The organism is Streptomyces sp. NPDC039465 (assembly GCF_055639315.1).
The window spans coordinates 16,081-43,080 of record NZ_JBVKAP010000010.1 but is presented as its reverse complement, the minus strand read 5'-3'; the positions used below and the strand labels follow the sequence as shown (position 1 = coordinate 43,080).

25 protein-coding genes are annotated in these 27,000 nt (G+C 73.0%); 6 read left to right on the top strand and 19 right to left on the bottom strand.

Features of this window, described 5'->3' with window-relative positions:
- Positions 1 to 8: 8 nt before the first annotated feature.
- Positions 9 to 1,448: an aminotransferase-like domain-containing protein gene (locus ACZ7LT_RS28085; protein ID WP_471238907.1), complete on the bottom strand. Its 1,440-nt coding sequence runs from the start codon at positions 1,446 to 1,448 to the stop codon at positions 9 to 11.
- Between ACZ7LT_RS28085 and ACZ7LT_RS28080 the strand changes: the two genes are divergently transcribed.
- Both ACZ7LT_RS28080 and ACZ7LT_RS28075 read left to right on the top strand, forming a co-directional pair.
- On the top strand, positions 1,447 to 2,343 hold the full coding sequence (locus ACZ7LT_RS28080; RefSeq protein ID WP_471238906.1) for a DMT family transporter: 897 nt from the start codon (positions 1,447 to 1,449) through the stop codon (positions 2,341 to 2,343). The genes ACZ7LT_RS28085 and ACZ7LT_RS28080 overlap by 2 nt on opposite strands.
- Before the next feature lie 84 nt (positions 2,344 to 2,427).
- Complete coding sequence (locus tag ACZ7LT_RS28075; RefSeq protein ID WP_471238905.1) at positions 2,428 to 2,631, top strand: DUF1918 domain-containing protein; 204 nt, start codon at positions 2,428 to 2,430, stop codon at positions 2,629 to 2,631.
- A 30-nt stretch (positions 2,632 to 2,661) separates the two neighbouring features.
- On the opposite strand, the gene ACZ7LT_RS28070 is transcribed toward ACZ7LT_RS28075, so the two are convergent.
- Positions 2,662 to 3,951 (bottom strand): glycoside hydrolase family 10-like protein, encoded by a 1,290-nt coding sequence (locus ACZ7LT_RS28070; RefSeq protein ID WP_471238904.1) that lies wholly within the window; start codon positions 3,949 to 3,951, stop codon positions 2,662 to 2,664.
- Positions 3,952 to 4,119: 168 nt separating this feature from the next.
- Here ACZ7LT_RS28070 and ACZ7LT_RS28065 point away from each other — a divergent pair, with 168 nt between their 5' ends.
- Positions 4,120 to 4,980: a 3-hydroxybutyryl-CoA dehydrogenase gene (locus tag ACZ7LT_RS28065; protein WP_106959780.1), complete on the top strand. Its 861-nt coding sequence runs from the start codon at positions 4,120 to 4,122 to the stop codon at positions 4,978 to 4,980.
- Between the two features lie 6 nt (positions 4,981 to 4,986).
- Here ACZ7LT_RS28065 and ACZ7LT_RS28060 read toward each other — a convergent pair whose 3' ends face one another.
- The 10 genes from ACZ7LT_RS28060 to infC all read right to left on the bottom strand — a co-directional run bounded on the left by ACZ7LT_RS28060 (position 4,987) and on the right by infC (position 16,052).
- On the bottom strand, positions 4,987 to 5,538 hold the full coding sequence (locus ACZ7LT_RS28060) for an NUDIX hydrolase (protein WP_471238903.1): 552 nt from the start codon (positions 5,536 to 5,538) through the stop codon (positions 4,987 to 4,989).
- A 66-nt stretch (positions 5,539 to 5,604) separates the two neighbouring features.
- Positions 5,605 to 6,945 carry a transcriptional regulator gene (locus tag ACZ7LT_RS28055; protein WP_471238902.1) on the bottom strand — a complete coding sequence of 447 codons (1,341 nt, stop codon included), beginning with the start codon at positions 6,943 to 6,945 and terminating at the stop codon, positions 5,605 to 5,607.
- A gap of 311 nt (positions 6,946 to 7,256) precedes the next feature.
- Positions 7,257 to 8,309: a PP2C family protein-serine/threonine phosphatase gene (locus tag ACZ7LT_RS28050; protein WP_471238901.1), complete on the bottom strand. Its 1,053-nt coding sequence runs from the start codon at positions 8,307 to 8,309 to the stop codon at positions 7,257 to 7,259.
- A gap of 253 nt (positions 8,310 to 8,562) precedes the next feature.
- Positions 8,563 to 11,076: a phenylalanine--tRNA ligase subunit beta gene (gene pheT, locus ACZ7LT_RS28045; protein WP_471238900.1), complete on the bottom strand. Its 2,514-nt coding sequence runs from the start codon at positions 11,074 to 11,076 to the stop codon at positions 8,563 to 8,565.
- Positions 11,076 to 12,215: a phenylalanine--tRNA ligase subunit alpha gene (gene pheS / locus ACZ7LT_RS28040; RefSeq protein ID WP_471238899.1), complete on the bottom strand. Its 1,140-nt coding sequence runs from the start codon at positions 12,213 to 12,215 to the stop codon at positions 11,076 to 11,078. Before pheS ends, pheT begins: the two co-directional genes overlap by 1 nt.
- 127 nt (positions 12,216 to 12,342) lie before the next feature.
- Entirely contained in the window at positions 12,343 to 13,494 is a 1,152-nt protein-coding gene (locus ACZ7LT_RS28035) for a sensor histidine kinase (protein ID WP_471238898.1), read from the bottom strand.
- 54 nt (positions 13,495 to 13,548) lie between these two features.
- The gene (locus ACZ7LT_RS28030) at positions 13,549 to 14,406 is read right to left on the bottom strand and encodes a TrmH family RNA methyltransferase (RefSeq protein ID WP_471238897.1); all 858 of its coding nucleotides are present in this window, start codon (positions 14,404 to 14,406) and stop codon (positions 13,549 to 13,551) included.
- Positions 14,407 to 14,539: 133 nt separating this feature from the next.
- Entirely contained in the window at positions 14,540 to 14,926 is a 387-nt protein-coding gene (rplT, locus tag ACZ7LT_RS28025; protein ID WP_019884941.1) for a 50S ribosomal protein L20, read from the bottom strand.
- A 105-nt stretch (positions 14,927 to 15,031) separates the two neighbouring features.
- Positions 15,032 to 15,226, bottom strand: a complete 195-nt coding sequence (gene rpmI, locus ACZ7LT_RS28020) for a 50S ribosomal protein L35 (protein ID WP_019884943.1) — start codon at positions 15,224 to 15,226, stop codon at positions 15,032 to 15,034.
- 124 nt (positions 15,227 to 15,350) lie between these two features.
- Positions 15,351 to 16,052, bottom strand: coding sequence for a translation initiation factor IF-3 (gene infC / locus ACZ7LT_RS28015; protein WP_471238896.1), 702 nt, complete (start codon positions 16,050 to 16,052; stop codon positions 15,351 to 15,353).
- A gap of 332 nt (positions 16,053 to 16,384) precedes the next feature.
- On the opposite strand from infC, the gene ACZ7LT_RS28010 reads away from it, so the two are divergent.
- Positions 16,385 to 16,753, top strand: a complete 369-nt coding sequence (locus ACZ7LT_RS28010; protein ID WP_471238895.1) for a DUF1844 domain-containing protein — start codon at positions 16,385 to 16,387, stop codon at positions 16,751 to 16,753.
- A gap of 4 nt (positions 16,754 to 16,757) precedes the next feature.
- On the opposite strand, the gene ACZ7LT_RS28005 is transcribed toward ACZ7LT_RS28010, so the two are convergent.
- From ACZ7LT_RS28005 to ACZ7LT_RS27995, 3 genes are read right to left on the bottom strand one after another with little or no spacing between them, the layout of a single operon-like run.
- Complete coding sequence (locus tag ACZ7LT_RS28005; RefSeq protein ID WP_471238894.1) at positions 16,758 to 17,504, bottom strand: SseB family protein; 747 nt, start codon at positions 17,502 to 17,504, stop codon at positions 16,758 to 16,760.
- Positions 17,505 to 17,533: 29 nt separating this feature from the next.
- On the bottom strand, positions 17,534 to 18,694 hold the full coding sequence (gene mycP / locus ACZ7LT_RS28000) for a type VII secretion-associated serine protease mycosin (RefSeq protein WP_471238893.1): 1,161 nt from the start codon (positions 18,692 to 18,694) through the stop codon (positions 17,534 to 17,536).
- Positions 18,691 to 19,617 (bottom strand): hypothetical protein, encoded by a 927-nt coding sequence (locus tag ACZ7LT_RS27995; RefSeq protein ID WP_471238892.1) that lies wholly within the window; start codon positions 19,615 to 19,617, stop codon positions 18,691 to 18,693. The genes mycP and ACZ7LT_RS27995 overlap by 4 nt, the downstream gene beginning before the upstream one ends.
- A 535-nt stretch (positions 19,618 to 20,152) precedes the next feature.
- On the opposite strand from ACZ7LT_RS27995, the gene ACZ7LT_RS27990 reads away from it, so the two are divergent.
- Positions 20,153 to 21,355, top strand: coding sequence for an amino acid deaminase/aldolase (locus ACZ7LT_RS27990; protein ID WP_471238891.1), 1,203 nt, complete (start codon positions 20,153 to 20,155; stop codon positions 21,353 to 21,355).
- Between the two features lie 14 nt (positions 21,356 to 21,369).
- Here the strand turns inward: ACZ7LT_RS27990 and ACZ7LT_RS27985 are convergent, their stop codons facing one another.
- From ACZ7LT_RS27985 to ACZ7LT_RS27970, 4 genes are all read right to left on the bottom strand, one after another.
- Positions 21,370 to 22,275, bottom strand: coding sequence for a DUF2510 domain-containing protein (locus ACZ7LT_RS27985; RefSeq protein ID WP_471238890.1), 906 nt, complete (start codon positions 22,273 to 22,275; stop codon positions 21,370 to 21,372).
- 142 nt (positions 22,276 to 22,417) lie between these two features.
- Positions 22,418 to 23,209, bottom strand: a complete 792-nt coding sequence (locus tag ACZ7LT_RS27980) for a 3-oxoacyl-ACP reductase (protein ID WP_471238889.1) — start codon at positions 23,207 to 23,209, stop codon at positions 22,418 to 22,420.
- A 5-nt stretch (positions 23,210 to 23,214) separates the two neighbouring features.
- Positions 23,215 to 24,594 (bottom strand): aldehyde dehydrogenase family protein, encoded by a 1,380-nt coding sequence (locus ACZ7LT_RS27975; protein ID WP_471238888.1) that lies wholly within the window; start codon positions 24,592 to 24,594, stop codon positions 23,215 to 23,217.
- Between the two features lie 8 nt (positions 24,595 to 24,602).
- Positions 24,603 to 25,967 (bottom strand): glutamine synthetase family protein, encoded by a 1,365-nt coding sequence (locus ACZ7LT_RS27970; protein ID WP_471238887.1) that lies wholly within the window; start codon positions 25,965 to 25,967, stop codon positions 24,603 to 24,605.
- A 153-nt stretch (positions 25,968 to 26,120) separates the two neighbouring features.
- Between ACZ7LT_RS27970 and ACZ7LT_RS27965 the strand changes: the two genes are divergently transcribed.
- Complete coding sequence (locus tag ACZ7LT_RS27965; RefSeq protein WP_471239074.1) at positions 26,121 to 26,819, top strand: FadR/GntR family transcriptional regulator; 699 nt, start codon at positions 26,121 to 26,123, stop codon at positions 26,817 to 26,819.
- Positions 26,820 to 27,000 lie beyond the last annotated feature (181 nt).

Here is a 27,000-nt window from a genome sequence, read left to right as displayed (position 1 = left end):
CGTTTCCGTTACGGGCGGGCCAGTTCGTCGACGGCGGTCCGCAGGCGTCGTACGCCCTCGGCGATCTCGGCCGGGCCCGCCACGCCCGCGAAGCTCAGCCGCAGATGGCCGGCCGGGGGCTCGGCGCAGAAGTAGGGGCGGCCGGGGGCAAGGGCGACTCCGGCGCGCAGGGCGGCGGCGAGCAGGGCGGGTTCGTCGAGGGTGTCGGGGAGGCGGAGCCAGAGGTGGTAGCCGCCGGAGGGGATGTGCGGCAGGGCGAGTTCGGGCAGGTGGAGGGCGAGGGCGCCGGCCAGGATGTCACGGCGCGTCTTGAGTTCGGCGGCGACGGAGCGGAGGTGGCGGGGCCAGGCGGGCGATCCGACGAGTTCCAGGGCGGCTTCCTGGAGGGGGCGGGGGACGAAGAAGCTGTCGACGACCTGGATGGCGCGCAGCCGCTCCAGGACCGGGCCGCGGGCGGCCAGCGCGCCGACCCGCAGGCTGGGCGAGGTGGCTTTGGTGAGGGAACGGACGTGGACGACGACTCCGTCGGGGTCGTCGGCGGCGAGAGGGGCGGGCAGCGGCCCGGAGTCGTCGTGGACGAGCCGGCGGGCGAAGTCGTCCTCGACGACGAAGGCTCCGGCGGCCCGGGCGATTCGGAGCACCTCGGGGCGGCGGGGTCCGGCGAGTGCGGCGCCGGTGGGGTTCTGGAAGAGGGGCTGGCAGACGAAGACCCGGGCGCCGGTGGCCCGGAAGGCGGCTTCGAGCAGGTCGGGGCGGACGCCGTCGGTGTCGGTGGGGACGGGCACGGGCCGCAGTCCGGCGGCGCGGGCGACGGCCAGCATGCCGGGATAGGTGGGGGATTCGACGAGGACGGGGGCGCCGGGCGGGGCGAGGGCGCGCAGGGCGGTGGTGATCGCGGACTGGCCGCCGGCGGTGACCAGGACATCGGCGGCGGTGACCGTGCCGCCGATCTCGCGGGCGAACCACTCGCGCAGTTCGGGCAGACCGTCGACGGGGGGCCTCCCCCACGCTCCTGGGCGCCGCCCGGCCCGGGCGAGGGCGGCGGCCATGGCGCGTTCGGGCTGGAGGGAGGGGTGCAGATAGCCGCCGTTGAACTCGACGACGCCCGGCGGCGGGGCGGAGAGGGTGACCAGGACGCCGGAGCCGTCGACGGCCCGGGGGACGAGCTCGGTGGCGGCGTCGGCGCTGAGGGTGACCTCCTGCCAGGAGGTGTCGCCGGGTGCGGCGGTGGCCGTACGGGGCTGGGCGCGGAAGACGCCCGCGCCGGGGCGGGTGACGACGAGGCCCTCGGCGGCGAGCTGGGCGAGGGCGCGGGAGACCGTGACCGGGGAGACCCGGTAGCGCTCGACCAGGGAGCGGCTCGACGGGAGCTTTCCACCTGGCGAGTAGCGGTTGAGCTCCGCCTTAAGGGAGTTCGCCAGTTCAGCCACGCTGCTACGCTCTTGCATGACAGCACAGGATAGCGCTACTCCCACCATGACGATAGCGGTCAGCAGCGGAACGGTTCTCGCCGCGCTGGGCGTCGTCTCCTTCTCGCTGACCTTCCCCTCCACCGTCTGGGGCCTGGAGAGTTTCGGGCCGTGGTCGCTGGTCGCCGTGCGGTCCACGCTGGCGGCGCTGATCGCGGTCGGCTTCCTGCTGGCCCTGCGGGTCCCGCTGCCCGACCGGCGGCACTGGGCCGGGCTCGCGGTGGTCGCCGGCGGTGTGGTGATCGGCTTCCCGCTGCTGACCACGCTGGCCTTGCAGACGTCGACGACCTCGCACGCGGCCGTGGTGGTGGGGCTGCTGCCGCTGACGACCGCCGCGTTCGCCGCCGTACGCACCGGCCGGCGCCCGTCCCGGACCTTCTGGGCGGCCGCGCTGGCCGGTGCCGCTGTGGTGATCGCGTTCACCGTCCAGCAGAGCGGCGGGGCGCTGACCACCGGGGACCTCTATCTCTTCGGGGCGCTGCTGGTGTGCGCGGCCGGCTACACCGAGGGCGGCCGGCTCGCCCGGCTGATGCCGGGCTGGCAGGTGGTCGGCTGGGCGCTGGTCGGCTGTCTGCCGCTGATGGTGGCGGGTTCCGCGATCGCCCTGGCCTATGAGCCGGTGCGCCTGACCGCGCACGGGGTGATCGGCCTGGTCTGGGTCGCGGCCGGGTCGACGTTCTTCGGGCTCTACGTCTGGTACCGCGGCATGGCCGCGATCGGCATCCCTAAGGCGAGCCAGCTCCAGCTGGCCCAGCCGCTGCTCACCCTGGTCTGGTCGGTGACCCTGCTCGGCGAGGAGCTCTCCCCGGCGGCGCCGCTGGCGGCCGCCGGCGTGCTGGTGTGCATCGCAGTCACCCAGCGGGCACGCGGCTGACCGTGCGCCCTGGAGTGACCCGGGTCACAATGGCGGACATAGACTGCGAAATGTAGAAGGCCGGGCGCGAGGAGGTTCCTCCCGATGCAAGCGAGCGTGGGCGACAAGTTGCTGGTGCACGGCCGGACCGTCGGTCAGCACGACCGTACGGCCGAGATCCTGCAGGTACTGGGCGAGAACGGCACACCGCCGTACCGCGTCAAGTTCGACGACGACGGCCATGAGGCCCTGATGTCACCGGGCCCCGACAGCGTCGTACGCCATCACTCGGACACCGGACCGGCCTGACGGCCGGCCCCGGCATCCGGCGGTCAGCGATCAGCGCGGAGGACGGACCCTGGTCGGGTAGTGGTCGGCCACGACCGTGGCCATCGCCCCGATCCGGTCCGCCGCGACCTCTTTCGCGGCGAAGAAGCAGTGGCCGCGGACCTCGCCGTACGCCTCGGCGAAGGTGAGGTGGCGGGAGAGCTCGGACGGGTTCTGCCAGTTCGCCGACTGGGCGGGGTCTCCCGCCTTGTAGAGCGCCTCCCCGATGTAGAGGCGGACGCCCGTGCCCCGGACGACCTCGTTCCACCAGGGCACCAGCTTGGCGTAGTCGGCCTCCCGCAGGCCGATGTGCCAGTACAGCTGGGGTACGACGTAGTCGAGCCACGCTTCGCGGACCCATTTGCGGGTGTCGGCGTACAGGTCGTCATAGGTCTGGGCGCTCGCGGTGTCGGAGCCGAGCGGGTCGGTGGAGGCGTTGCGCCAGACGCCGAAGGGGCTGATCCCGAAGGCGACGCCCGGCTTGACCTCGCGGATCCGCCCCGCCATCTCCTGGACCAGCCGATCGACGTTGTTCCGCCGCCAGGACGCGCGGTCGGGGAACCCCCCGCCGTGGGCGGCGTACGCCTCGTCGTCGTCGAAAACCTGCCCGGCCACCGGATACGGGTAGAAGTAGTCGTCCCAATGGACGGCGTCGATGTCGTAGCGGCGGACCGCGTCGAGCATGGCGTCCTGGACGAAGGCGCGGACCTCGGGCAGACCGGGGTTGTAGTAGAGCTTCCCGCCGTACGGCACCGTCCACTCGGGGTGCAGCCGGGCGGGGTGGTTCGCGGTCAGCCGGCCGGGGTCGGTGTGGGTGGCGACGCGGTAGGGGTTGAACCAGGCGTGCAGCTCCAGGTCCCGGGCATGGGCCTCCCGGACGGCGGTGCCCAGCGGATCCCAGCCGGGATCACGGCCCTGGACGCCGGTGAGGCACTCGGCCCACGGCTCGTACGGGGACGGCCACAGGGCGTCGGCGGTGGGGCGGACCTGGAGGACGACGGCGTTGAGGCGGCGTTCGACGGCGGTGTCGAGGTGGGCGACGAGCTCGGCCTGCTGCTGGGCGGCGCTCAGCCCGGCCCGTGAGGGCCAGTCGCGGTTGAAGACCGTGGCGAGCCACATGCCGCGGAATTCGTCGTGCCTGTCCGCCCGCCCGCCGGCCGGCCCCGCCTCGCTCCGGTGCACCGCCGCCGGCGTCGCCGTGCGGGGCGCGGCGCTCGCCGCACCGCCCAGAGACAGCGCGGTGACGGCGCCCGTGGCGGCCGTCACAAAGTCGCGTCGATCAATTCTGCCGGTCTGTCGCATTTGCGACCCTTCGCTGGTCGGATGTGTGCCGTTTGTCCGGACAGCATGCCCGCCCCGGGCGGCCCGCCACACGCAACGGCGGAGTAACGTCGTGGGGTCGAGGCGGGCGCCGGAATCACACGGAGACCTGCCGCAGGGAATCAGGAAAGGCACGAGGTGACGGACTCAATGGCCGACATTGCACGCGTCGGAGTGGTGGGCTGTGGCCAGATGGGCGCGGGCATCGCGGAGGTGTGCGCTCGCAGCGGCCTGGAGGTGAAGGTCGCCGAGACCACCGGCGAAGCGCTGGAGATCGGCCGTACCCGGCTGCAGAACTCCCTGTCCAAGGCCGCCCAGCGCGGCAAGATCACCGAGGAGGAGCGCGACGCGACCCTGGCGCGGCTCAGCTTCACCACCGACCTCGGGGAGTTCGCCGACCGCGACCTCGTCATCGAGGCCGTTGTGGAGAACGAGCAGGTCAAGACCGAGATCTTCCAGATCCTCGACCAGGTCGTGACCCGCCCGGACGCGATCCTCGCCTCCAACACCTCCTCCATCCCGCTGGTGAAGCTGGCCGTCGCCACCTCGCGGCCCGACCAGGTCATCGGCATCCACTTCTTCAACCCGGCGCCGGTGCAGCAGCTCGTCGAGCTGATCCCCGCCCTCACCACCTCCGAGGGCACGATCAGCCGCGCCCAGGTGATGGTCGAGAAGATCCTCGGCAAGCACGCGATCCGCGCCCAGGACCGCTCGGGCTTCGTGGTGAACGCGCTGCTGATCCCGTATCTCCTCTCCGCGATCCGGATGTTCGAGTCCGGCATCGCGAGCCGCGAGGACATCGACAACGGCATGGAGATGGGCTGCGCCCACCCGATGGGCCCGCTGAAGCTCTCCGACCTGATCGGCCTGGACACGGTCGCCTCGGTGGCGGACTCCATGTACGCCGAGTTCAAGGAGCCGCTGTACGCCGCTCCCCCGCTGCTCCAGCGGATGGTGGACGCCGGACGCCTCGGCCGCAAGACAGGCTCGGGCTTCTACCCGTACAGCTGAGCCCACCTAGCCGTAGGGCCCCGCGTCGGTGCCCAGGCGCAGGTGGTGCAGCAGCAGGAGACCGGCCGCCATGGCGGCGGCCGGTATCTCGCCGCGCGCGATCATGTCGGGAACGAGTTTGAGCGGCACCCACTCGCGCCGGGAGGACTCGAAGTCGTCCTGCGGATGGCCGATGTAGGTGGCCCGGTCCGACCAGTAGAGGTGGTGGCGGGCGTCGCTGAGGCCGTTGGACGGCTCCACCGTCAGCAGATGGTGCAGCGGGCCGGGGCGCCAGCCGGTCTCCTCCTCCATTTCCCGCGCCGCCGCCGCGGCGATGTCCTCGCCGTCCTCGACGACCCCGGCGGGGAGCTCCCAGCCCCAGCTGTCGGTGATGAAGCGGTGCCGCCACAGCAGCAGGACCTCGCCCGCCTCGTTGACGGCGGTGGCCACGGCGACCGGCCGCAGACGGATGAGGAAGTGGTCGAGGTGCCGGCCGTCGGGGAGTTCGACATCGGCGAGGTTCACCCGGAACCAGCGATTCCTATACACAGTCTGTTCGCTCAGGTTCGTCCACTGCACGGTTGTGCCACCTTCCGCTTGTGTAGGTGGCAACATCGGAACAGGTCGGGGCGGACAGGGGAACGCTCACAAGGGAACGCGCAGCGCCCCGTCGATGAGTTCGGCCGCTTCTCGCGCATCGGCGCAGCCGCTGGCGACCAGATGTTCCCGCACCTCGCGCAGCCGGTCCCGTAGCCGCTGCGACTCCATCCCCCGTACCCGGTCCGCCATTTCGGCGGCCGTACGGGCGGCCTCGTCCGGTTCGCCCTGGCGCAGCTGGATCCGGCTGAGGATGGCGAGCCGGTGGACCCGGCCGCGGTCGTGGGCCGGTGTGCCGACGGCGGCGACCGCGTGCTCGCGGGCCGCCGGGAGGTCGCCCAGACTGAGCAGCGCCTCGGCGACCTGGACGTTCACCAGACCGGGCTGCACATAGCCGGTCTCGTCCGGTTCATGGCCTGGCCGGATCCGTTCGGCCTCCCGCTCGGCCCGGCGGATGCAGCGCAGCGCGCTGCATCCGTCGCCGAGGTGGGCGTACGCCTTGGCCTGCATCGCGTACAGATCGGTGGCGAGCGCGGGGGTGATCTCCCGCCCCGCGGTACGCAGCGCGGCCTCCGCGAACGCCACGCCCTGCCGGAATTCCCCCATGAACAGGGACTGGTTGACCAGCAGCGCAATCACGTAGGCCCCAAGGCCCCGGTCGCCGCTGGCCTTCGCCAGGCGCAGTGCCTGGTGGAAGTAGCGCTGGGCCAGGCCGTGCGCGTCGGAGTCGTACGCGCAGATGCCCGCCACGGACACCAGTCCGCCGGTGGCGCGGTGCAGCCGGCGGCCGAGGCTGTCGTCGTAGCGGCCGCGCAGCAGCGGCGCCGCCTCGGCGTTGAGGAATCCGACGATCCGGGCGCGGGTGGCGATCCCGCCGGCCCGGCGGTACATCAGCTCGTAGTGGGCGCGGGCGGCCCGGAGCATGGTGATGTCGGCCTGCTGGACGCGGGTCTGGCCGTCGCGGGAGACATCGGCGTCCTCGGGAGGGTTCTCCCACTCCCAGACGGGCATCACGGCGGGCGTGCCGGTCACGGCGGGGGCGTCCAGGATGTGCGGGCGCTGCTGTTCGTCGGAGCGCCACAGGGCCGTGGCCCGTTCGACGAAGCCCCGCAGCGGGGTGCCGTGCGGCTCCACGGCGCCGCCGGGGACGCCGAGGCCGATGTCGTCGAGGGTGACGGGCCGGTGCAGCCGGACGGAGAGCACTTCGCAGATCAGGTCGGGGACCTGGCCGCGGGGGCGCTGTCCTTTGAGCCAGCGGCCGACGGCGGTGTGTTCGTAGCGCAGGCTGAGGCCTCTGACCCGGCCCCGCTGGTTGACGTGCGCGGCGAGGCCGGCGTGGGAGATGCCCGCTTCGTCGAGCAGGGCGTCGAGCAGGGTGTTGGGCTGCATGGTGGCCCCTTCGATGCCTCGGTGCCGTCAGGGTAGTGGAGGCGGGTGCGTACGGACCCCGGTGTGTGCGGGCCGGCCCCCGGTGTGCGCGGGCGCGGTTCGCACGGGGTGTGAACGCAGTGCCCGTGGCCGTGCCCCGTGTGCTCTCCCGCCGGGCGCCGCGCGCCGGTTGACTGAACTGCCTCGAAAGGAGGCGGCCGGGCCGTCGGCTCCCCCCTCATACAGTGCGACGGCCCGCTCCGTGCCGTCCGTCCTGCTGGTCTGCCCGACACTCCGCGGCAGGACGGACGGCCCCGACGCCTGAATTCGGCCTAGCGACGTGAAGGTGCGGGACGGGTGCGGCAGGGACCGGGGTCGTGGAGCTGTGCGGGCACCCGCGAGCGGTCGTTGCGTACGGCGAGCAGGGCGACGTCGTCGGTGATCCGCCCGCCGGTGTGGCGCAGCAGGGCGGCGTGGACGCGGTGGACGACGGCGGTGGGTGACGCTGGCGTACCGGCCGCGGCTTCGCCGAGGACCGCGGCGAGCGGGAAGAAGCGGCCGCGGGTGTCGCGGGCGTCCTCGGCGCCGTCGGTGTGCAGGAACAGCGCCTCGCCGGGCAGCAGCCGGGGGAATCGGTGCGGGTGCAGCTCGGCGGGGAGCGGGAGGACGCCGAGCGGGGGCAGGGTGTCACCGGCCGGGACGGGGTGTGCGCCGCGGTGGAGCCGGTACGGCCAGGGGTGCCCGCAGTTGAGGGCGAGGACGTCGCCGTCGGCGCGGATCTCCAGGAGCAGGACGGTGACGAACTCCTCGGACGCCGGGTGCTCGGGTGCGCGGCCGCCGGAGGCGGGGTGTTCGTCGCGGGCGCGGTCCCGCAGGTGCCGCTGGTGGGCCCGGTCCAGACGCCGCAGCACACCGGCGAGTTCGGGTTCGTCGTGGGCGACCTCCCGGAAGCTGCCGAGGAGGGCGGCGACAGCGCCGATCGCGGCGAGGCCGTGGCCGCGGACGTCACCGATGACGACCCGGACGCCGTTCGGGCCGGCGACCGCGTCGTACAGGTCCCCGCCGATCTCGGACGCGCGGGAGGCGGAGAGCTGGGCGGCGGCGAGGGTGAGCCCGTCCAGGCGCGGGGGCGGCGGGCGGAGCAGCACGCGCTGGGTGGCGCGGGCGACCTCGCGGACCTGACGCAGTTCACGGGCGAGACCGTGGCGGATGCCGAGGACGAGTCCCGTGCCGACGGTGAAGAAGACCGCGCTGGTGGCGATACGGGTGGCGAGCCCCTCCTGCTGGGCGAGGGGACAGGCGAGTTTCCACGTGACGGCGGCCGCGCCCCAGAGGGCGGCGAGGGCCAGCGGGGCCAGTCGGCGCCCCGAGCTGCTGCGGATCATTCCGATGGCCCCCCTCCAGGCCCTGGGATCACAGGGCCGCCCCTGTGGCCGGGTCGATTCTGTCGATCGTCCGGGATGGGGCGGAAGGCCCGCCAGAGATCTCACCCGAATGAGTGAGATGCATGGACGTGACCGGAAAGGCCCGCCCGGATGGTCCGGGGGCCACGTGGGGTCGTACGGGCGTAGGCCGGCGGCACGCGGAAAGGGGCCGCCCCGGGAAGTCCCGGAGTGGCCCCTTCGGGTCCTACCGCCGTCAGGCGCCGCGGAGGACCGCTCCGGTGCGCTCGGTGGCGAGGGAGACCGCGGCGTCGCGGGCGGCCGAGGCCTCCTCTACCGTCAGCGTGCGGTCCGTGGCGCGGAAGCGCAGCGCGTACGCCAGGGACTTGCTGCCCTCGCCGATCTGGTCGCCGGTGTAGACGTCGAACAGGCGGATGGACTCGAGGAGTTCACCGGCGCCTTCGCGCAGGGTCCGCTCCACCTCGGCGGAGGGAACGTCCTTGGGCACGACGAGCGCGACGTCCTGGGTCGCCACCGGGAAGGTGGAGATCCGCGGTGCCTTCACGGCGCCGGCGGAGGCCTGCTCGACGGTGTCGAGGTCGATCTCCATCGCGCACGTGCGGGCCGGCAGGCCGAAGGCCTTGACGACGCGCGGGTGGAGCTCTCCGGCGTGGCCGACGACCTTCTCCGCGCCGTCGACGACGACGGCGAGCTCGGCGCAGCGGCCGGGGTGCCACGGGCCGTACTGGCCCTGACGCACGATCAGCTCGGCGCCGGCCTCGCGGGCGACGGTCCGGGCGGCCTCGATCGCGTCGGCCCAGTCGGCCGGGCGGCCCTTGCCCCACCAGCCGGCCTGCTCGCGGGAGCCCGCGAGGACGACGGCGGCGTGCCGCGGCTGCCGGGGCAGAACGGCGGTCAGACCGGCGATCTCCTCGTCGGTGGGCCGGCGGTCGGCGGGGATGCGGACCGCGACCGTGGGCCCCTCGGCCGGGTGGAAGACAAGACCGGTCTCGAAGAGCGCCAGGTCGTGGCTGCCGCGGCCGTCGTTGCGCCGCAGTGCGCCGAGGAGGCCGGGCAGCAGCGTCGTGCGCAGCGCCGGCTCCTCGTCGGAGAGCGGGTTGACGAGGGTGACGACGCGGCGGGCCGGGTCGTCGGCATCGAGGGCGAGCTGGTCGAAGACCTGCTCGCCGATGAACGGGTAGTTCAGGGCCTCGACATACCCGGCACCGGCCAGCGCGCGGCCGACCCGGCGGTGGCCGCGCTGACGCTCGGTCAGGCCCCGGCCGGCGGGCGGCTTGGGCAGCGTGGAGGGCAGGTTCTCGTAGCCCTCCAGCCGGATGACCTCTTCGGCGAGGTCGTTGGGGGCGACGAGGTCGGGGCGCCAGGACGGCACCGTGACGACCAGCTCGTCCTGCCCGTAGACGTCGCAGCCGACCTCCTGGAGGCGGCGGACGACGGTCTCGCGGCCGTAGGAGACACCGGCGACCCGGTCGGGGTGGTCGGCGGGCATGGTGATCGTGTGCGGCCCGGAGGGGGCGACGATCTCCGTGACGCCGGCCTCGGCGGTGCCGCCCGCGAGGAGGACGAGCAGGTCCACCGTGCGCTGCGCGGCGGCGGCCGCGGCCTGCGGGTCGACGCCGCGCTCGAAGCGCCGGGATGCCTCGGAGGACAGCTTGTGCCGGCGGGCGGTACGGGCGATGGAGAGCGCGTCGAAGTGCGCGGCCTCGATGACGACCTCGGTGGTGGCACCGGCGGTGTCGTCGTGGTCGGCGATCTCCGTGTTGGCGCCGCCCATCACACCGGCGAGGCCGATGGGGCCGCGGTCGTCGGTGATGACGAGGTCCTCGGCGTCGAGGACGCGCTTGACGCCGTCGAGGGTGGTGAACTTCTCGCCGGCCTCGGCGCGGCGGACGCCGATGGTGCCCTCGACCCGGGAGCGGTCGTAGGCGTGCAGCGGCTGGCCGAGCTCGAGCATCACGTAGTTGGTGACGTCGACGGCGAGGGAGATCGGGCGCATGCCGGCCTTCTGGAGGCGGCGGCGCAGCCAGATCGGGGAGCGGGCCTCGGGCTCCAGACCGGTGACGGTCCGGGCGACGAAGCGGTCGCAGCCGATCGGGTCGCCGATCGTGACCGGGTAGCCGTACGAGTTCGGCGCGGGCACGTCGAGGAGAGCCGGGTCGCGCAGCGGCAGCCCGTAGGCGGTGGCCGCCTCGCGGGCGACGCCGCGGATGGAAAGGCAGTAGCCGCGGTCGGGCGTGACGGCGATGTCGAGGACCTCGTCGAAGAGTTCGAGGAGCTCGGTGGCGTCGGTGCCGACCTCGTGCTCGGGCGGCAGCACGATGATGCCGTGGCTGCCGTCGTCGCCCATGCCCAGCTCGTCGCCGGAGCAGATCATGCCGCGGGAGACCCGGCCGTACGTCTTGCGCTCGGCGATCCGGAAGTCGCCGGGGAGCACGGCGCCGGGCAGGGCCACGACGACCTTGTCGCCCTCGGCGAAGTTCCGGGCGCCGCAGATGATCTCCTGCGGCTCGCCCGTGCCGTTGGCCTGGCCGACGTCGACGGTGCAGAAGCGGATCGGCTTCTTGAACTCGGTCAGTTCCTCGATGGTGCGGACCTGGCCGACGACGAGCGGGCCGGAGAGCCCGGCGCCGAGCTGCTCGACGGTCTCGACCTCAAGCCCGGCCGACACCAGCTTGGCCTGTACGTCACGGCCGGTCTCGGTGGCCGGCAGGTCGACGTACTCCCGCAGCCAGGAAAGCGGGACCCGCATCAGATCTCCATCCCGAACGGCCGGGTGAACCGGACGTCACCCTCGACCATGTCTCGCATGTCTTCGACGTTGTGGCGGAACATCAGCATCCGTTCGATGCCGAACCCGAAGGCGAATCCGCTGTACTTCTGGGGGTCAACGCCGCAGGCGACGAGCACCTTGGGGTTGACCATGCCGCAGCCGCCGAGCTCGATCCAGCCCTCGCTGGAGCAAGTGCGGCAGGGGCGCTCCGCGTTGCCGACGGACTCGCCGCGGCAGACGTAGCAGAGCATGTCCATCTCGGCGGACGGCTCGGTGAAGGGGAAGAAGTTGGGGCGCAGCCGGGTCTTCATGTCGGGGCCGAAGAGCGCCTGGACCATGTGGTCGAGGGTGCCCTTCAGGTCGGCCATGGTGAGGCCCTCGTCGACGGCGAGCAGCTCGATCTGGTGGAAGACCGGGGTGTGCGTGGCGTCGAGCTCGTCGGTGCGGTAGACGCGGCCGGGGCACACCACGTAGACGGGGGGTTCCCGGTCGATGAGGGTGCGGGCCTGGACCGGGGAGGTGTGTGTCCGCAGCACGATGCCGGACTCGTCGCCGGTGGTGACCTTGCCGTCGGCGGTGGTGCCCTGGACGAAGAAGGTGTCCTGGGTCTGCCGGGCGGGGTGGTCGGGGACGAAGTTGAGGGCGTCGAAGTTGAACCACTCCGCCTCGACCTCGGGGCCCTCGGCGACCTCGTAGCCCATGGAGACGAAGACGTCGGAGACGCGCTCCATGAGGGTGGTCAGCGGGTGGCGGGCGCCGGCCGGGGTGCGGTCGTAGGGCAGGGTGACGTCCACCGCCTCCTCGACCAGCACGCGGGCGTCACGCTCCGCCTCCAGCTCGGTCTGACGGGCCGCGAGCGCCTTGCTGACCTGGCCGCGGGCCTGGCCGACGCGCTTGCCGGCCTCGGCCTTGGCCTGCGGCGGCAGCGCGCCGATCTCCCGGTTGGCGAGGGCGAGCGGCGAGGTGCCACCGGTGTGCGCGACCTTCGCGTGCGCGAGCTCGTCGAGGTCGCCCGCGGCGGCGAAGGCGGCGAGCGCCTCGTCCCGCATGCGCTCGATCTCTTCCGGTTTCAGTGCCTCGACCTCAACCGGGTCGTACGACTTATTGGGTGCGGACATCTCTTCCCGTGCTTCCGTTTGGCTGGCTGGGCGGCCCCGCTCGACGACTGGGGCGCAAACGTGCCAAAGGTCGAGTCTAACGGGGTGCGAGGATGCGAATGAGCCCGTGGGCTGCTCGGACGCTCTCTCAGGGTTGCTGGAGATAGGCCGGGGCGCCGACGGGCAGGATAAATCGGAACTCGGCGCCACCGCCGGGTCCGCGGCCGACGGTGATCGTGCCGCCGTGCGCCTCGACGATGCCCTTGACGATATAGAGGCCGAGACCGGTCCCGCCACGCTTGCTGCCCCGCCAGAAGCGGGTGAAGACACGGCCCATCGACTCCTCGGGGATGCCGGGGCCTTCGTCGCTCACGGTGACGGCCGTTCCCTTCTCTGTCCGTCCGGCGCTGCTGACCTGCGCCGGTCCCATGTCGATGGTGACGGTTCCCTCGCCGTGGCGCACCGCATTTTCGAGCAGGTTGCCGAGGATCTGGTCGATCTTGTCGGGGTCGGCCCACAGATCTGGGAGGCCGGGCCGGACGCGGACGAAGAACCGGTCGGGCGACTGGCCGCCGGTGGTGTGCGCCTGGATGTGGCGGCCGACGGCGGCGGCGATGTCAACGGGCTGGCGGCGGACCTCCAGCCGTCCGGAGTCGATCCGGGAGATGTCGAGGAGCTCGGCGATCAGCCGGGTGACGCGGTTGGCGTCGGCGTCGACGGTCTCCAGCATGAGCCGCTTCTGGTCGTCCGTGAACCGCTCCCACTTGGCGAGGAGGGTGGCGGTGAAGCCCTTGACGGAGGTGAGCGGGGAGCGCAGCTCGTGGGCGACGGTGGCGATGAGCTCGGCGTGGCTGCGTTCGTTACGGCGGCGGGCCTCGGTGCCGCGCAGGGAGACCACGACCCGGCGGACCGGTCCGGTGGGGTGCTCGCGGACGTAGCGGGCGGAGACGAGGACCTCGCGGCCACCGGGCAGGAGCAGGTTCCGCTCGGGCTGGCCGGTACGGGTGGTCAGTCCGCCGTACGGGTCGGTGAGGGTCCACCAGCGGCGGCCCTTGAGGTCTTCCAGCGGCAGGGCCTGGTCGAGGGGGCGGCCGAGGGCCTGGTCGGCGCGGAGCGCGGTGATCCGGGCCGCGGCGGCGTTGAAGCAGACGACGTGCCCGGTGGCGTCGGCGACGACGAGGCCGTCGGGCAGGTCGTCGGGGTCGATGCCGGCCGGGCGGACGTCGAGGGGGTCGTCGTCCGCGGCCGGGTTCCGCGGGGTGTGCGTGGTGTGCGTGGGCCGGTCCGTGCCGACTGTCATCCCCGTACCCCACCTCTCCGTGAAGCGCAGTGGGCCCCCGAGCCCGTCACCCTACTAGCTGGACGCGACGGAGCGGCACCCTCCGGGGGCTCGCTGGGCGCGTGCCGAGGCGTAGAGGCAGACGGCGGCGGCGGTGGCGAGGTTGAGGCTTTCGGCCTTGCCGTGGATGGGGACGCGCACGACGGCGTCGGCGAGTGCGCGGGTCTCCTCCGGGAGCCCCCAGGCCTCGTTGCCGAAGACCCAGGCGGTGGGGGTGCCCATGGTGCCCGCGTCGAGTTCGGCGTCGAGGTCGTCGTCGCCCGCTCCGTCGGCGGCGAGGATGCGCACGCCCGCGCTCTTGAGGCCGGCGACGGCCTGTTCGACGGGGACGCCGACGGCGACGGGCAGGTGGAAGAGCGAGCCGACGGAGGCGCGGACGGACTTGGGGTTGTAGAGGTCGACGGAGGCGTCGGTGAGCACGACGGCGTCGGCGCCCGCGGCATCCGCGCAGCGCAGGACGGTGCCGGCGTTTCCGGGGTCGCGTACGTGGGCGAGGACGGCGACGAGCTTGGGCCGGGCGGCGAGGATCTCGTCGAACGGTGAGTCGAGGAAGCGGCAGACGCCGAGCAGGCCCTGGGGGGTGACGGTCTGGGAGACCTCGGCGAGGACGGCGTCGGAGGCGTGGTGGACGCGGGCGCCGGTGGCGCGGGCGGCGTCGATGATGTCGGCGTACCGCTCGGCGGCCTCGACGGTGGTGAAGAGCTCGACGAGGGTGGGCTCGCCGTCGCTGCCGCGGTGCTCGACGGCCTCCCGGACGGCCTGCGGGCCCTCGGCGATGAACCGGCGGTCCTTGCCCCGGAAGTTGCGCTTGGCCAGCCGCCGGGCGGCGACGACGCGCGGGGAACGCGGGGAGATCAGCTCGGGGGTGCCCATGGTGTGCGGCTCACTCTTCCTGCCGGGGTCCGGGGTCTCCCCCGGGAAAGCACAGTCGTACGAGAGGTGGAACGCGCCGGACCCGCAGGCGCTGGGCCTGCGGGTCCGGGCAGAAGTACTGCGGCCTGGGAGATCAGGCGGCGGCCTTCGGAGCGTTGACGTCGGCCGGGAGGGCCTTCTGCGCGACCTCGACGAGGGCGGCGAACGCGTTGGCGTCGTTGACGGCCAGCTCGGCGAGGATCTTGCGGTCCACCTCGATGTTGGCGGCCTTCAGACCCTGGATGAGGCGGTTGTACGTCATGCCGTTCAGGCGGGCAGCGGCGTTGATGCGCTGGATCCACAGCTGACGGAAGTCGCCCTTGCGCTTCTTGCGGTCGTTGTAGTTGTAGACCAGCGAGTGGGTGACCTGCTCCTTGGCCTTGCGGTACAGGCGCGAACGCTGGCCGCGGTAGCCGCTGGCCTGCTCGAGGATCGCCCGGCGCTTCTTGTGGGCGTTGACTGCCCGCTTGACGCGTGCCACTTGTTAACTCCTTGTAGCGGGGCCGTGGTTGGACTCACACGACCCGGAAACGAATTGGTCCCGGACTTGGCCGGAGGCCCTCGGACGACGAGGGCGGAAGCTCAATCAGATGCCCAGCATCTTCTTGATCTTGGCGGCGTCACCCGGGGCCATCTCGGCGTTGCCGGTGAGGCGACGCGTCAGCTTGGACGACTTGTGCTCGAGCAGGTGGCGCTTGCCGGCGCGCTCACGCAGCACCTTGCCGGAGCCGGTGATCTTGAAGCGCTTCTTGGCACCGCTGTGCGTCTTGTTCTTCGGCATCGCGCCGTTCTCTCCTCGTCAGTGGCGCTCCCACCGGTGCGGGGCACCGGTAACCGGGAGCGTCAGATCTTGGTGTGGTGTGTCCGGACGGGGCCGGGGGGCGCCTGGATGGCCGCCCCTCCGATCACGCCTCGGGGTTCTCGGCCTCGGCGTCGGCCGGAGCCTCCGCCTGGGCCTCGGCCGGAGCCTCGGTCGCCTCGGACGAGACGCCCTGGCGCTCGGCCTTGCGTGCGGCCTGGGCCTCACGCGCCTCGGCCATGGCCTCGGTCTTCTTCTTGTGCGGGCCAAGAACCATGATCATGTTCCGGCCGTCCTGCTTCGGGTTGGACTCGATGAAGCCAAGCTCCTCGACGTCCGAAGCGAGGCGCTGGAGCAGCCGGAAGCCCAGTTCAGGGCGGGACTGCTCACGACCACGGAACATGATCGTGATCTTGACCTTGTCGCCCTGCTTGAGGAACCGGACGACATGACCCTTCTTGGTGTCATAGTCGTGCGGGTCGATCTTCGGCCGGAGCTTCATCTCCTTGATGACCGTGTGCGCCTGGTTCTTGCGCGCCTCACGGGCCTTCATGGCCGACTCGTACTTGAACTTCCCGTAGTCCATGAGCTTGCACACGGGCGGACGGGCGTTCGCCGCGACCTCGACCAGGTCGAGGTCGTACTCCTGTGCAAGCTCCAGGGCCTTGGCAAGCGGAACAATTCCGACCTGCTCGCCACTGGGACCGACAAGTCGCACCTCTGGAACGCGAATCCGGTCGTTGATGCGGGGCTCGGCGCTGATGGATCCTCCTCGGTAGCACCACGCGACCGCCTGGCGGACGGACACGTAACGTCTGTTCTTTGAGACCAACCGCGCCGGTACACGAAAAAATGCCCCGACGGGACACAGGCGGGGCTCCAAGGAAATACCGGAGCACCGCCACGGCGTACCGTGGGGCGCACATCGGGCGGCTCCATCGTCCGTACGGAACGATGGTCGCCACCTGACCGGTGACCCGCCGCCCCGGAGGGCGGCCAGGTGGGAGATCGGAGCCTCCACTTGTGGGCCGGGCACGCTGGTGTCCGGCCGGTCGTTACACAAGGTTAGCATCTCCGGCCCGCTGGGGCTAACCGAAGGGCGGGACGGCGACCGGCGAGGCGGGGCATATCGTGTGGGGCATGAGTGAGACGCCCTCCACCCCTTCCGGTGAATCCCCCGACTTCGACGCCATGACCCGCGACATCGCGGAGGTCCCGGCCGTCGAGGTGATCGTGACGGTCGCCGTCAATCTGATGAGCGCCGCCGCGGTGAAGCTCGGGCTGACGGAGGAGGGCGAGGAGCACAAGGACCTGGACGAGGCGCGCAAGCTGGTGCACGCGCTCGCCGGTCTGCTCGACGCGAGCACGACCGAGATCAGCTCGTTCCACGCGGCGCCGCTGCGGGACGGTCTGAAGTCGCTCCAGCTCGCGTTCCGCGAGGCGTCCATCGTCCCGGACGAGCCGGGCAAGGGCCCGGGCGAGAAGTACACCGGGCCGGTCTACGGCTAGTCGTCTAGTCGTCCGACTCGTTCTTCCGTACGTACAGGGGCTCGCCGGGAGGCGTGGCCGAGGCCGGCAGCAGTGCCAGGTCGAGGCCGCGCACCAGGCGGGCCCTGAGTGTTTCGTCGGCGGCCAGGGCGCGGGCGACCCGCTGGGCCGCCTCGGCCGGGGCCGCGTCGGGGGCGAGGACGAGGGCGAGGGTGCCGTCCGCGCTGCCCGGGCCGAGGTGGGCGCGCAGGACCGCGGGCTCGGCGGCGACGGCGGTCCGTACGGCGGCGACGACGGCCGGGTCGGCGATCGGGTCGGCGTTCGTGCGGCCCTCGGCGAGGGCGAGCAGGGCGGGGCCGGTCAGCTGGTACGGCACGGGGCCGGCGAGGTCGAGGACGAGCGTGTCGGCCTTCTCGTGCGCGGCGGCCTGGAGAGCCTGGTGCAGGGGTACGGCGACGGGGCGGGCGGCCGGGTCCCAGCGGGCCAGGGACGCGGTGGAGGTGAAGGCGGGCAGGGCGCGCCGGTCCCCCGCGGTGAGGGTGGGGACGGCCATGTCGCTGGTCTTCTCGCGGCGCAGGCCGTTCTCGTCCGTCTCCACCTCGCCGAGCACGGCGACGACGGGGACGAGGAGCCGGGCGTCGCGCAGGGCTTCCAGCACGGGGCCGTGGGCCGTGCGGTCCTCGGCCCAGGCCGCGAGGGCCGCGGTGAGCCGCGGGTCGGCGGTGCCGTCGTCGTCGGAGAAACCGGGGTCCGGGATGTTCTTGAGCGCCACCCGTCGAGCCTAACGGGTGGCCCCCGGCGTCAGACGCGGCGGCCTCGGCGCCACAGCAGCACGGCGGTGATCAGGAGCACGGTGCCGGCGGCGGCCGTCGCGGGGGCGAGCAGGCCGGGGGCGGAGTCGTCGGGGGCGGCGGGGGTCGGGCCGGGGCCGAAGTACCGCTTGCGGTAGCCGGCGGTGGCGGCCTTGGGGTCGCCGGGGCGCAGGGATCCGGCGGCCTTGAGGGCGGCGGCCGGGTCGACGGTGCCGTATCCCTTGGCGTCGCTGCGGCCGCCTTCGGGGCGGCCCCGGGCGGTGTCCCGCAGCAGCTTCTTGACCTGGGCGGGGGTGAGGCCGGGGTGGGCGGAGCGGACCAGGGCGACGGCGCCGGAGACGAAGGCGGCGGCGGCGCTGGTGCCCCAGCCGGAGTAGTACTTGCGGTCCGGGTCGGGGATGACGATGTCGACGCCGGGGGCGGAGACGGTGGCGTACCAGCGGCGGGTGGAGAAGGCGGCGTGGGTGCCGAAGCGGTCGACGGCGGTGACCGCGATGACGCCGGGATAGGCGGCCGGGTAGGAGACGTGGTCGCCCTTCTCGCCGCCGTTGCCGGCGGACGCGACGACGACGGCGCCCTTGGCGAGGGCGTACTGCACGGCGGCGTCCTCGCCGGCTTCGGGGTGGGCGGATTCGCTGTCGTCGCCGAGGGAGAGGTTGATGACGTCGGCGCCGTGGTCGACGGCCCAGCGGATGCCTTCGGCGAGGGCGCTGCCGCGGGTGGCGCGGGCCTTCTTGCGGGCCGGGTCGCTGCCTTCGAGGATCACGCGGACCGGCAGGATCTTCGCCTCGGGGGCGATGCCGAGGACGCCGTCCTGGCGGCCGGGGCCGTGTCCGTGGCCCGCGATGATGCCGGCCATGGCGGTGCCGTGGCGGGCCCAGGCGCGGTCGCCGCGGCCCGCGCCGAAGCCGATGAGGTCGTGGCCGGGCAGGACGTTGCCGGTGAGGTCGGGGTGGCCGGCGTCGACGCCGGTGTCGAGGACGGCGACAGTGACCCCGCGGCCCTTGGTGGTGCGCCAGGCCTCCTGGGTGTGCAGGGCCTCCAGGCCCCACTGCTGGGTGCGGATGCCGTCGGCGTGGGCGGGGGTGGCGGCGGGCAGCACGGCGAGGACGGCGGCGGTGAGGACGGCGGCGGCGCGAAGGCGTCTCACTGGGGCTCCTTCGTGGCCGTGGCGACGGTCTTGCGCAGGCCGCGTTCGATCCGGTCGGTGATGCCCTTGGCGTCGTGGCCGAGTCCGGACTGGGCGGGGGCGGTGGTCTGGCCGGCGGCCATGGCTTCGTCGGCGGGCTGCGGATCCGTGACGGGGCGGGCGTCGGCGAAGCCGGAGACGGAGTAGACGACGACCGGCACGTCGGTGAGGACGCGCACCCACCAGCTGGCCCGCTGGCGATCTCCGAACCCGGCGGCGACGGTGCCGGGCGCGGGGAGCGTACGGGGCATCAGGTCGGCGCGTTCCTGGAGGCCGCTGTCGGTGAACCGGCTGTGCAGGGCGCGCATGGCGTCGGGCTCGGCCTCGGTGAAGACCATGCCGACGGTGGTGACGTGGCTGGAGGTGGCGTCGGTGTAGGTGGCGCGCAGGACGCGCAGGCAGCCGACCGGCTGGAGCGTCTTGACCAGCAGGGGGTCGAGGGCGCCGGCGCACGGGCCGTCGGGGGCGACGGCGATCCGGGTCCAGACCCGGTCGGCGCCGCCCGGCCCTGCGCCGTCGCCCTTGAGGGTGGGCGGGAAGAGCTGGTCGACGGGGACGCTGTGCCACAGGGTGCGGGCTTCGCCGTAGCCCGCGGGGCGGGCGGGTCCGGCGGCGGAGTCGCCGGTGAGCCAGCTGCCGGTGGCGGCCCCGCCGAGGAGCCCGAGCCCGAGAACGACACAGGCCACGGCAGCGGCGGTCCGCCCTGGGTGCCGCTTGCGGCCGGGCGCGGACGGAGGCCAGGGGGCCGCGTCGTACGGGGACGGCGGCGGGGGCGCGTACGCGGGTACGGGCCGCAGCCGGGTCGTGGTCTCGACCGGGGCCTGGGCGGGTACCTCGGGAGGCAGCGGGCCGGGGTGCGCGGCGCGGGGCGGGGCGCTCGGCATGGGTGCGGCCTGGGCGGGAGGCCGTACAGGGGCGCTCGGCACGGGAGCGGCCTGGGACGCCGGGTGGGGCGGGTGCGGAGGCACGGGGGCGGCCTGGGACGCCGGGCGAGGCGGGGCACTCGGCATGGGGGCGGCCGGGGTGGAGGGCCGTACAGGGGCGCTCGGCACGGGAGCGGTCTGGACAGCCGGGTGGGGCGGGTGCGGAGGAGTGGGAACCGCCGGGGCGGAGGGCCGGGGGGACGGCGGCGTAGGGCCCGCGGGGGCCGAAGCGCCGGGTGGGGGGTCGGCCGGGAGCAGGGCCTCGGTGATGCGCGAGGCGGGGCGTCGTGCCTCGGTGCTCATCACGCCCCCCTGGTCGCCGTCGTGCCTTTCCGTCCCACCCGCCGATCGCCTTCCGGGGCAGGCCGGTTCGGCGATGCGGCCCCGTCACTCTACGGGTTGCGGGGTGCCCGGCGGCAACGCGAGCGCGGGGGCGGGGCCATCTGACCGGTACGTCCCCCTACCCTCGGGTAATGGGGTCTGGCAAGCTCGGGCCATGACTCCCCGTGCCGCCGACCGGGCCCGCTACGACCGGGCCACCGCCCATCTCGACACGCCGCTGGCCGTGGTGGACCTGGAGGCGTTCGACGCGAACGCGGACGATCTCGTGCGGCGGGCCGGCGGGAAGCCGGTGCGGGTGGCGAGCAAGTCGGTGCGCTGCCGGGCGCTGCTGGAACGGGTGCTGGCCCGGGACGGGTTCGCCGGGATCATGTCGTTCACGCTGGACGAGTCGTTGTGGCTGGCCCGGGCCGGCTTCGAGGACGTACTGCTGGCGTATCCGTCCGTGGACCGGGGCGGGTTCGCGGAGCTGGCCGCCGATGCCAAGCTCGCCGCGGCGGTGACCGTGATGGTGGACGATCCGGCGCAGCTGGAGCTGATCGACCGGGCGCGCGGCGGCGGGGCCGAGGAGATCCGGGTCTGTCTGGAGCTGGACACGTCGCTGCGGCTGCTGGGCGGGCGGATACGGGTCGGGGCGCGGCGCTCGCCGCTGCGGGAGCCCGCGCAGCTGGCGGAGCTGGCCCGGTCGGTGGCGCGCAGGCCGGGGTTCCGGCTGGTGGGGCTGATGGCGTACGAAGGGCATGTCGCCGGGGTCGGGGACGCGCTGGCGGGGCGGCCGGTGCGGTCGCGGGCGATCCGGCTGATGCAGGCGGCCGCGCGCCGGGAGCTGGCGGCCCGCCGGGCGGCGGTGGTCCGGGCGGTGCGGGCGCTGGCGCCGGATCTGGAGTTCGTGAACGGGGGCGGCACGGGGAGTGTGCAGCACACCGCGGCGGAGGACGCGGTGACCGAGATCGCCGCCGGTTCGGGGCTGTTCGCGCCGAGGCTCTTCGACAACTACACGTCCTTCTCGGCCCGTCCGGCCGCGCTGTTCGCGCAGCCGGTGGTGCGCCGGCCCGGGGTCGGCGTGGTGACCGTGCTCGGGGGCGGCTATCCGGCGTCCGGGGCGGCGGGCGCGGACCGGCTGCCGGTGCCGTACCTCCCCGAAGGGCTGCGCTACGACCCTCAGGAGGGGCCGGGTGAGGTGCAGACGCCGCTGCTCGGGGCCGCCGCCGACGATCTGCTGATCGGGGACAAGGTGTGGTTCCGGCACGCCAAGGCGGGCGAGCTGTGCGAGCGGTTCGACCGGCTGCATCTGATCGAGGGTGACCGGGTCACGGGCACCGTGCCGACGTACCGCGGCGAGGGCCGTACGTTCCTGTAGTCGTACCTCGGCGGTCAGGGGCCGATGCTGCTGCCCACTCCGCCGCCGGTCGAGCTGCCGATGGGCTTGATGCCCCGCATGATCTCGTCCATCGCCGACAGCGGCGGGCCGTCCGGTCCGGCGTCGAAGGCGAAGCGGACGACGACCGGTGACTCGCTGCCGAGGGACGAGGGGAAGACGAGGGACTGGACGTAGCCGCCGGGGCCCTTGCCGGTGATCACCCGCCAGCGCACAAGGTAGCCGGTGCGGCCGGCGACCACGGCGGGGCGGGCGGCGAGGACGGTGTGGGAGCGGATGCCGCCGTGGATGCGGTTGCCGAGGGCGTCCTCGTGGTAGGCGGCCTTGGCGGCCGTGGCGATGTCCTCCTTGGCGAGGGCCTCGGGGGTGGCGGCGTCGGTGCCGGAGACCGTACGGGAGGAGACCGTGCCGCGGTCGCAGTACTGGCTCGTGTCGCCGGGGCACTTGTAGCTCTCGTCGGTGGTGACGGTCGCGACGTCGTCGAGCGTGTTGTCCGGCTTCTTCCAGCCCTTGAGGATGGGCAGGGTGATGCCGTTGAGCTGGTCGGTGACGTGGGTGGGGTCCTCGGTCGGCGAGGGTGACGGCGTCGGGGCGGCCGAGGTCACCGTGGGCGCCGGGGCGCTGGAGGTGGCGACGGGCGGCGGGGCGTCGTCGCGCTCGTCGTTCAGGAGCAGGACGCCGCCGAAGACGGCGGGGACGAGGAGGAGGGCCCCGATCACGGCGATCGTGCCGCGCCCGGACCGGGCTTTGGGCGCCGGCACCACCGGCTGCGGCTGCACCGGCATGGCCACGGTCACCGGGAGGGGGCGGGTGTGGGCGGTCCAGGCGGCGCCGTCCCACCAGCGTTCGGTGCCGGGGGCGCCCTGGTCCGGGTACCAGCCTGGTGGAGTCGTCATGCTCATCCGGTCACCCTAGAGGGCGACTTCTGGGCTCGTACACCGACCCGGGGAGCACGGCGGCCGGGCGTCCGAGGACGCCCGGCCGCCGGTGGGGGGTGTGGGGGGCGGGGAGGGGCGGCGGCGGTCTGGGGGTGGGGGGCCTGGGTTAGAGCGGGGTCACGTACGCGCCGGAGATCCCGCCGTCGACGAGGAAGTCGGTGGCGTTGACGAACGAGGAGTCGTCGCTGGCGAGGAAGGCGACGGCGGCGGCGATCTCGTCGGCCTCGGCGAACCGGCCGACGGGGATGTGCACCAGGCGACGCGCGGCCCGCTCGGGGTCCTTGGCGAACAGCTCCTGGAGGAGCGGGGTGTTGACCGGGCCGGGGCACAGGGCGTTGACGCGGATGCCCTCGCGGGCGAACTGCACGCCGAGTTCGCGGGACATGGCGAGCACGCCGCCCTTGGAGGCGGTGTAGGAGATCTGGGAGGTGGCCGCGCCCATGATGGCGACGAAGGAGGCGGTGTTGATGATGGAGCCCTTGCCCTGGCGGCGCATGTAGGGGATGGCGGCCTTGCAGCAGAGGTAGACGGAGGTGAGGTTGACGTCCTGGACGCGCTTCCAGGCTTCGAGACCGGTCTCCAGGATGGAGTCGTCGTCGGGGGGCGAGATGCCGGCGTTGTTGAAGGCGATGTCGACGCTGCCGTAGGTGTCGTACGCGGTCTTGAAGAGCGCCTCGACCTGCTCGGGGTCGGTGACGTCGACGCGGACGAACGTCCCGCCGACCTCCTCGGCGGCGGCCTTGCCGGCGGTCTCGTCGATGTCACCGCAGACGACGTGGGCGCCCTCGGCGGCGAGGCGGCGGGCGGTGGCGAGGCCGATGCCGCTGCCGGCGCCGGTGATGACGGCGGTACGGCCGACCAGGCGGCGGCAGACGGTCTCTTCGGTGCGGGCGGTCATGTGGTTCAGGCCTCCGTGCTGATGAAGACGTTCTTGGTTTCGGTGAAAGCGGTGAGGGCGTCGGGGCCGAGCTCGCGGCCGAGGCCGGACTGCTTGTAGCCGCCGAAGGGGGTCCAGTAGCGGACGCTGGAGTGGGAGTTGACGGAGAGGTTTCCGGCCTGGACGGCTCGGGAGACGCGCAGGGCGCGGCCGATGTCCCGGGTCCACAGGGAGCCGGAGAGTCCGTAGTCGGTGGCGTTGGCGAGCCGTACGGCGTCCTCCTCGTCCTCGAAGGGCAGGACGACAGCGACGGGGCCGAAGATCTCCTCGGTGGCGCAGGGGGCGTCCTCGGGCAGGCCGGTGAGGACGGTGGGCGGGAACCAGAAGCCGGGTCCTTCGGGTGCGGTGCCGCGGATGCCCGGGAGGTCGTCGGTGACATATGACCGTACGCGGTCCAGTTGCACGCGGGAGATGAGCGGGCCCATCTGGGTCTTCTCGTCGGCCGGGTCGCCGACGACGATCTCTTCGATCGCGGGGGCGAGCAGGTCGAGGAAGCGGTCGTACACACTGCGCTGGACGAGGATGCGGGTGCGGGCGCAGCAGTCCTGGCCGGCGTTGTCCAGGAAGGCCATGGGGGCGGCGGCCGCGGCGGTTTCGAGGTCGGCGTCGGCGAAGACGATGTTGGGGCTCTTGCCGCCGAGTTCCAGGGTGACGCGCTTCACGAGGTCGGCGCTCCGGGCCATGATCTGCTTGCCGACGCGGGTGGAGCCGGTGAAGACGATCTTGGCGACGCCGGGGTGTTCGACGAGGGCGTTGCCCGCGACGGCGCCCTCGCCGGGCAGGACCTGGAAGAGGTGCTCGGGCAGGCCGGCTTCCAGGGCGAGTTCGGCCAGGCGCAGGGCGGTGAGCGGGGTGGTCTCGGCGGGTTTGAGGATGACCGCGTTGCCGGCCGCGAGGGCGGGGGCGGTGCCCCAGGCGGCGATCGGCATGGGGAAGTTCCAGGGCGCAATGACGCCGACGACGCCGAGGGGTTCGAGGAGGGTGATGTCGATGCCGCCGGCGACCGGGATCTGGCGGCCGCTGAGGCGTTCCACTCCCCCGGCGGCGAAGTCGAGCAGATCGCGGACGTTGCCGGCTTCCCAGCGGGCGTTGCCGAGGGTGTGGCCGGCTTCGCGGACCTCGAGGAGGGCGAGTTCCTCGATGTGGTCGTCGACGACCGCGGCGAAGCGGCGCAGCAGCCGGGCGCGGTCGGCCGGTGCGGCGGCGGCCCAGCCGCGCTGGGCCGCGGTGGCCCGTACGACGGCGACGTCCACGTCGGCGGCGGAGGCGCCCGGGACGGTGGCGACGGTCTCCTCGGTGGCCGGGTTGAGGACCTGGAGGAGGGAAGGGGGGTGCTCGTACGACACGTCGTTCCTCACATGCGTTCGAAGGAGCGGCGAAGCTCCCAGTCGGTCACCGCGGCGTCGAAGGCGTCGAGTTCCACGCGGGCCATGTTGCGGTAGTGGGCGACCACCTCGTCGCCGAAGGCGGCCTTGGCGATGGGGCTGGTCTCCCAGAGTTCGGCGGCCTCGCGCAGGGTGGTGGGGACGTGCGCGTAGTCGCCGGTGTAGGCGTTGCCCTCGCAGGCGTCGGGGAGTTCGAGCTGCTGCTCGATGCCGTGGAGCCCGGCGGCAATGAGGCCGGCGACGGCGAGGTGGGGGTTGACGTCGCCGCCGGGGAGGCGGTTCTCGAAGCGCATCGAGCGGCCGTGGCCGACGATGCGCAGGGAGCAGGTGCGGTTGTCGTAGCCCCAGGCGACGGCGGTGGGCGCGAAGGAGCCGGGCTGGAAGCGCTTGTAGGAGTTGATGTTGGGGGCGTAGAGGAGGGAGAAGTCGCGCAGTGCGGCGAGCTGTCCGGCGAGGAAGTGACGCATGACCGGTGACATGCCACCGGGTCCGTCGCCTGCCATCACATTGCGCCCCGTGCTGTCCTGGAGCGAGAGGTGGATGTGGCAGGAGTTGCCTTCGCGTTCGTTGTACTTGGCCATGAAGGTGAGTGAGACGCCCTCCTGCGCGGCGATCTCCTTGGCCCCGGTCTTGTAGACGGCGTGCTGGTCGCAGGTGACGAGGGCCTCGTCGTACTTGAAGGCGATCTCGTGCTGGCCGGGGTTGCACTCGCCCTTGGCGGATTCGACGGTCAGGCCGGCGGCGGCCATCTCGTTGCGGATCCGGCGCAGCAGGGGCTCGACGCGGCCGGTGCCGAGGACCGAGTAGTCGACGTTGTACTGGTTGACCGGGGTCAGGTTCCGGTAGTTCGCGTCCCAGGCCTGCTCGTAGGTGTCCTTGAAGACGATGAACTCGAGCTCCGTGCCGACGTGGGCGGTCCAGCCGTGGGCGGCGAGGCGCTCCAGCTGGCGGCGGAGGATCTGGCGGGGGGCGGCGACGACGGGTGAGCCGTCATTCCAGGCAAGGTCGGCGACGAGCATCGCCGTGCCTTCGTTCCAGGGGACGCGGCGCAGGGTGGTCAGGTCGGGGCGCATGGCGAAGTCGCCGTAGCCGCGCTCCCAGGAGGACATGGCGTAGCCGTCGACGGTGTTCAGGTCCACGTCCACGGCGAGGAGGTAGTTGCACCCCTCGGTGCCGTGCTCCAGGACCTCGTCGAGGAAGAACGGTGCGGCGAACCGCTTGCCCTGGAGCCGCCCTTGCATGTCGGGGAAGGCCAGGACGACTGTGTCGATCTCACCGGTCGCGACAAGGGCACGGAGCTCCTCGACGGCGAGCGGGGGTTTGCGGTCTGCCACGGGATGGTGCCTCCTTGGGTCAGCCGGGAGCCATAAGGTATTGCCGAAGACCATTGCTTGGGAAGGGGAATCGACAACGTGGCGAGGACGAATGACACGGCGGGCGCGGCGGCGGACGGTGCGGCCGACCGCCCCGCCGAGGGACCGGACCGGCTGACACCGGTCCTGCGGCCGGTGCGGGCGGGCAACGGTTTCGAGGAGGCGCTGGAGCAGATCCTGCAGGTCGTACGGCTCGGACTGGTGCCCGGCGGGGAGCGGCTGCCGGCCGAGCGGGAGCTGGCGGAGCGGATGGGGATCAGCCGGGTGACGCTGCGCGAGGTGCTCAAGGTGCTCCAGGAGCAGGGTCTCGTGGAGAGCCGCCGCGGCCGGTACGGCGGAACGTTCGTACGACAGCGCCCGCGGACGGCCGGCGAGGAGGAGCTGCGCCGCCGGATCGCGGCGGTGGACATCGAGGACACACTGCGTTTCCGGGAGGTCCTGGAGGTGGGCGCGGCCGGGCTGTGCGCAGCGCACGGCCTGCCCGAGGAGGGTGCCGAGCGGCTGCGTACGGCGCTGGCGGCCACCCACGACGCGGAGCTGGGCGACTACCGCCGGCAGGACACGCTGCTGCATCTGACGATCGCGGAGCTGTCCGGCTCGGCGACCCTGACGGCGCAGTACGCGGCGGTGCGGGCGACGGTGAACGACCTCCTGGACGGCATCCCGCTGCTCGTACGGAACCTGGAGCACTCCCAGCACCAGCACACGGCGCTGGTCGAGGCGATCCTCGACGGCGACGCGGACGGGGCGCGCGAGGTGATGCGGGAGCACTGCGGGGGCACGGCGGCGCTGCTGCGGGGCTTCCTCGCCTGAGGGGCGGCCTCCGCGATGCACGGTCTTCCTCACCCGAGGGACGGCCATGAGGGTGCGGGTCTTCCTCACCCGAGAGGCGCCTAGGCGTGCGGGGTCTTCCTCACCCGAGGGGCGCGCGGGCTCTCGCCGTCACGTAACCCGAAAGTAACGCACGGGTCTTGCGTTCCGGCCACCTCGGCGC

Coding starts and splice junctions, on each gene's coding strand:
- ACZ7LT_RS28080 (WP_471238906.1), top strand. CDS start 1,447: ATGACAGCACAGGATAGCGCTACTCCCACCATGACGATAGCGGTCAGC.
- ACZ7LT_RS28085 (WP_471238907.1), bottom strand. CDS start 1,448: ATGCAAGAGCGTAGCAGCGTGGCTGAACTGGCGAACTCCCTTAAGGCG.
- ACZ7LT_RS28075 (WP_471238905.1), top strand. CDS start 2,428: ATGCAAGCGAGCGTGGGCGACAAGTTGCTGGTGCACGGCCGGACCGTC.
- ACZ7LT_RS28070 (WP_471238904.1), bottom strand. CDS start 3,951: ATGCGACAGACCGGCAGAATTGATCGACGCGACTTTGTGACGGCCGCC.
- ACZ7LT_RS28065 (WP_106959780.1), top strand. CDS start 4,120: ATGGCCGACATTGCACGCGTCGGAGTGGTGGGCTGTGGCCAGATGGGC.
- ACZ7LT_RS28055 (WP_471238902.1), bottom strand. CDS start 6,945: ATGCAGCCCAACACCCTGCTCGACGCCCTGCTCGACGAAGCGGGCATC.
- ACZ7LT_RS28050 (WP_471238901.1), bottom strand. CDS start 8,309: ATGATCCGCAGCAGCTCGGGGCGCCGACTGGCCCCGCTGGCCCTCGCC.
- pheT (WP_471238900.1), bottom strand. CDS start 11,076: ATGCGGGTCCCGCTTTCCTGGCTGCGGGAGTACGTCGACCTGCCGGCC.
- pheS (WP_471238899.1), bottom strand. CDS start 12,215: ATGTCCGCACCCAATAAGTCGTACGACCCGGTTGAGGTCGAGGCACTG.
- ACZ7LT_RS28035 (WP_471238898.1), bottom strand. CDS start 13,494: ATGACAGTCGGCACGGACCGGCCCACGCACACCACGCACACCCCGCGG.
- ACZ7LT_RS28030 (WP_471238897.1), bottom strand. CDS start 14,406: ATGGGCACCCCCGAGCTGATCTCCCCGCGTTCCCCGCGCGTCGTCGCC.
- rpmI (WP_019884943.1), bottom strand. CDS start 15,226: ATGCCGAAGAACAAGACGCACAGCGGTGCCAAGAAGCGCTTCAAGATC.
- ACZ7LT_RS28010 (WP_471238895.1), top strand. CDS start 16,385: ATGAGTGAGACGCCCTCCACCCCTTCCGGTGAATCCCCCGACTTCGAC.
- ACZ7LT_RS27995 (WP_471238892.1), bottom strand. CDS start 19,617: ATGCCGAGCGCCCCGCCCCGCGCCGCGCACCCCGGCCCGCTGCCTCCC.
- ACZ7LT_RS27990 (WP_471238891.1), top strand. CDS start 20,153: ATGACTCCCCGTGCCGCCGACCGGGCCCGCTACGACCGGGCCACCGCC.
- ACZ7LT_RS27985 (WP_471238890.1), bottom strand. CDS start 22,275: ATGAGCATGACGACTCCACCAGGCTGGTACCCGGACCAGGGCGCCCCC.
- ACZ7LT_RS27980 (WP_471238889.1), bottom strand. CDS start 23,209: ATGACCGCCCGCACCGAAGAGACCGTCTGCCGCCGCCTGGTCGGCCGT.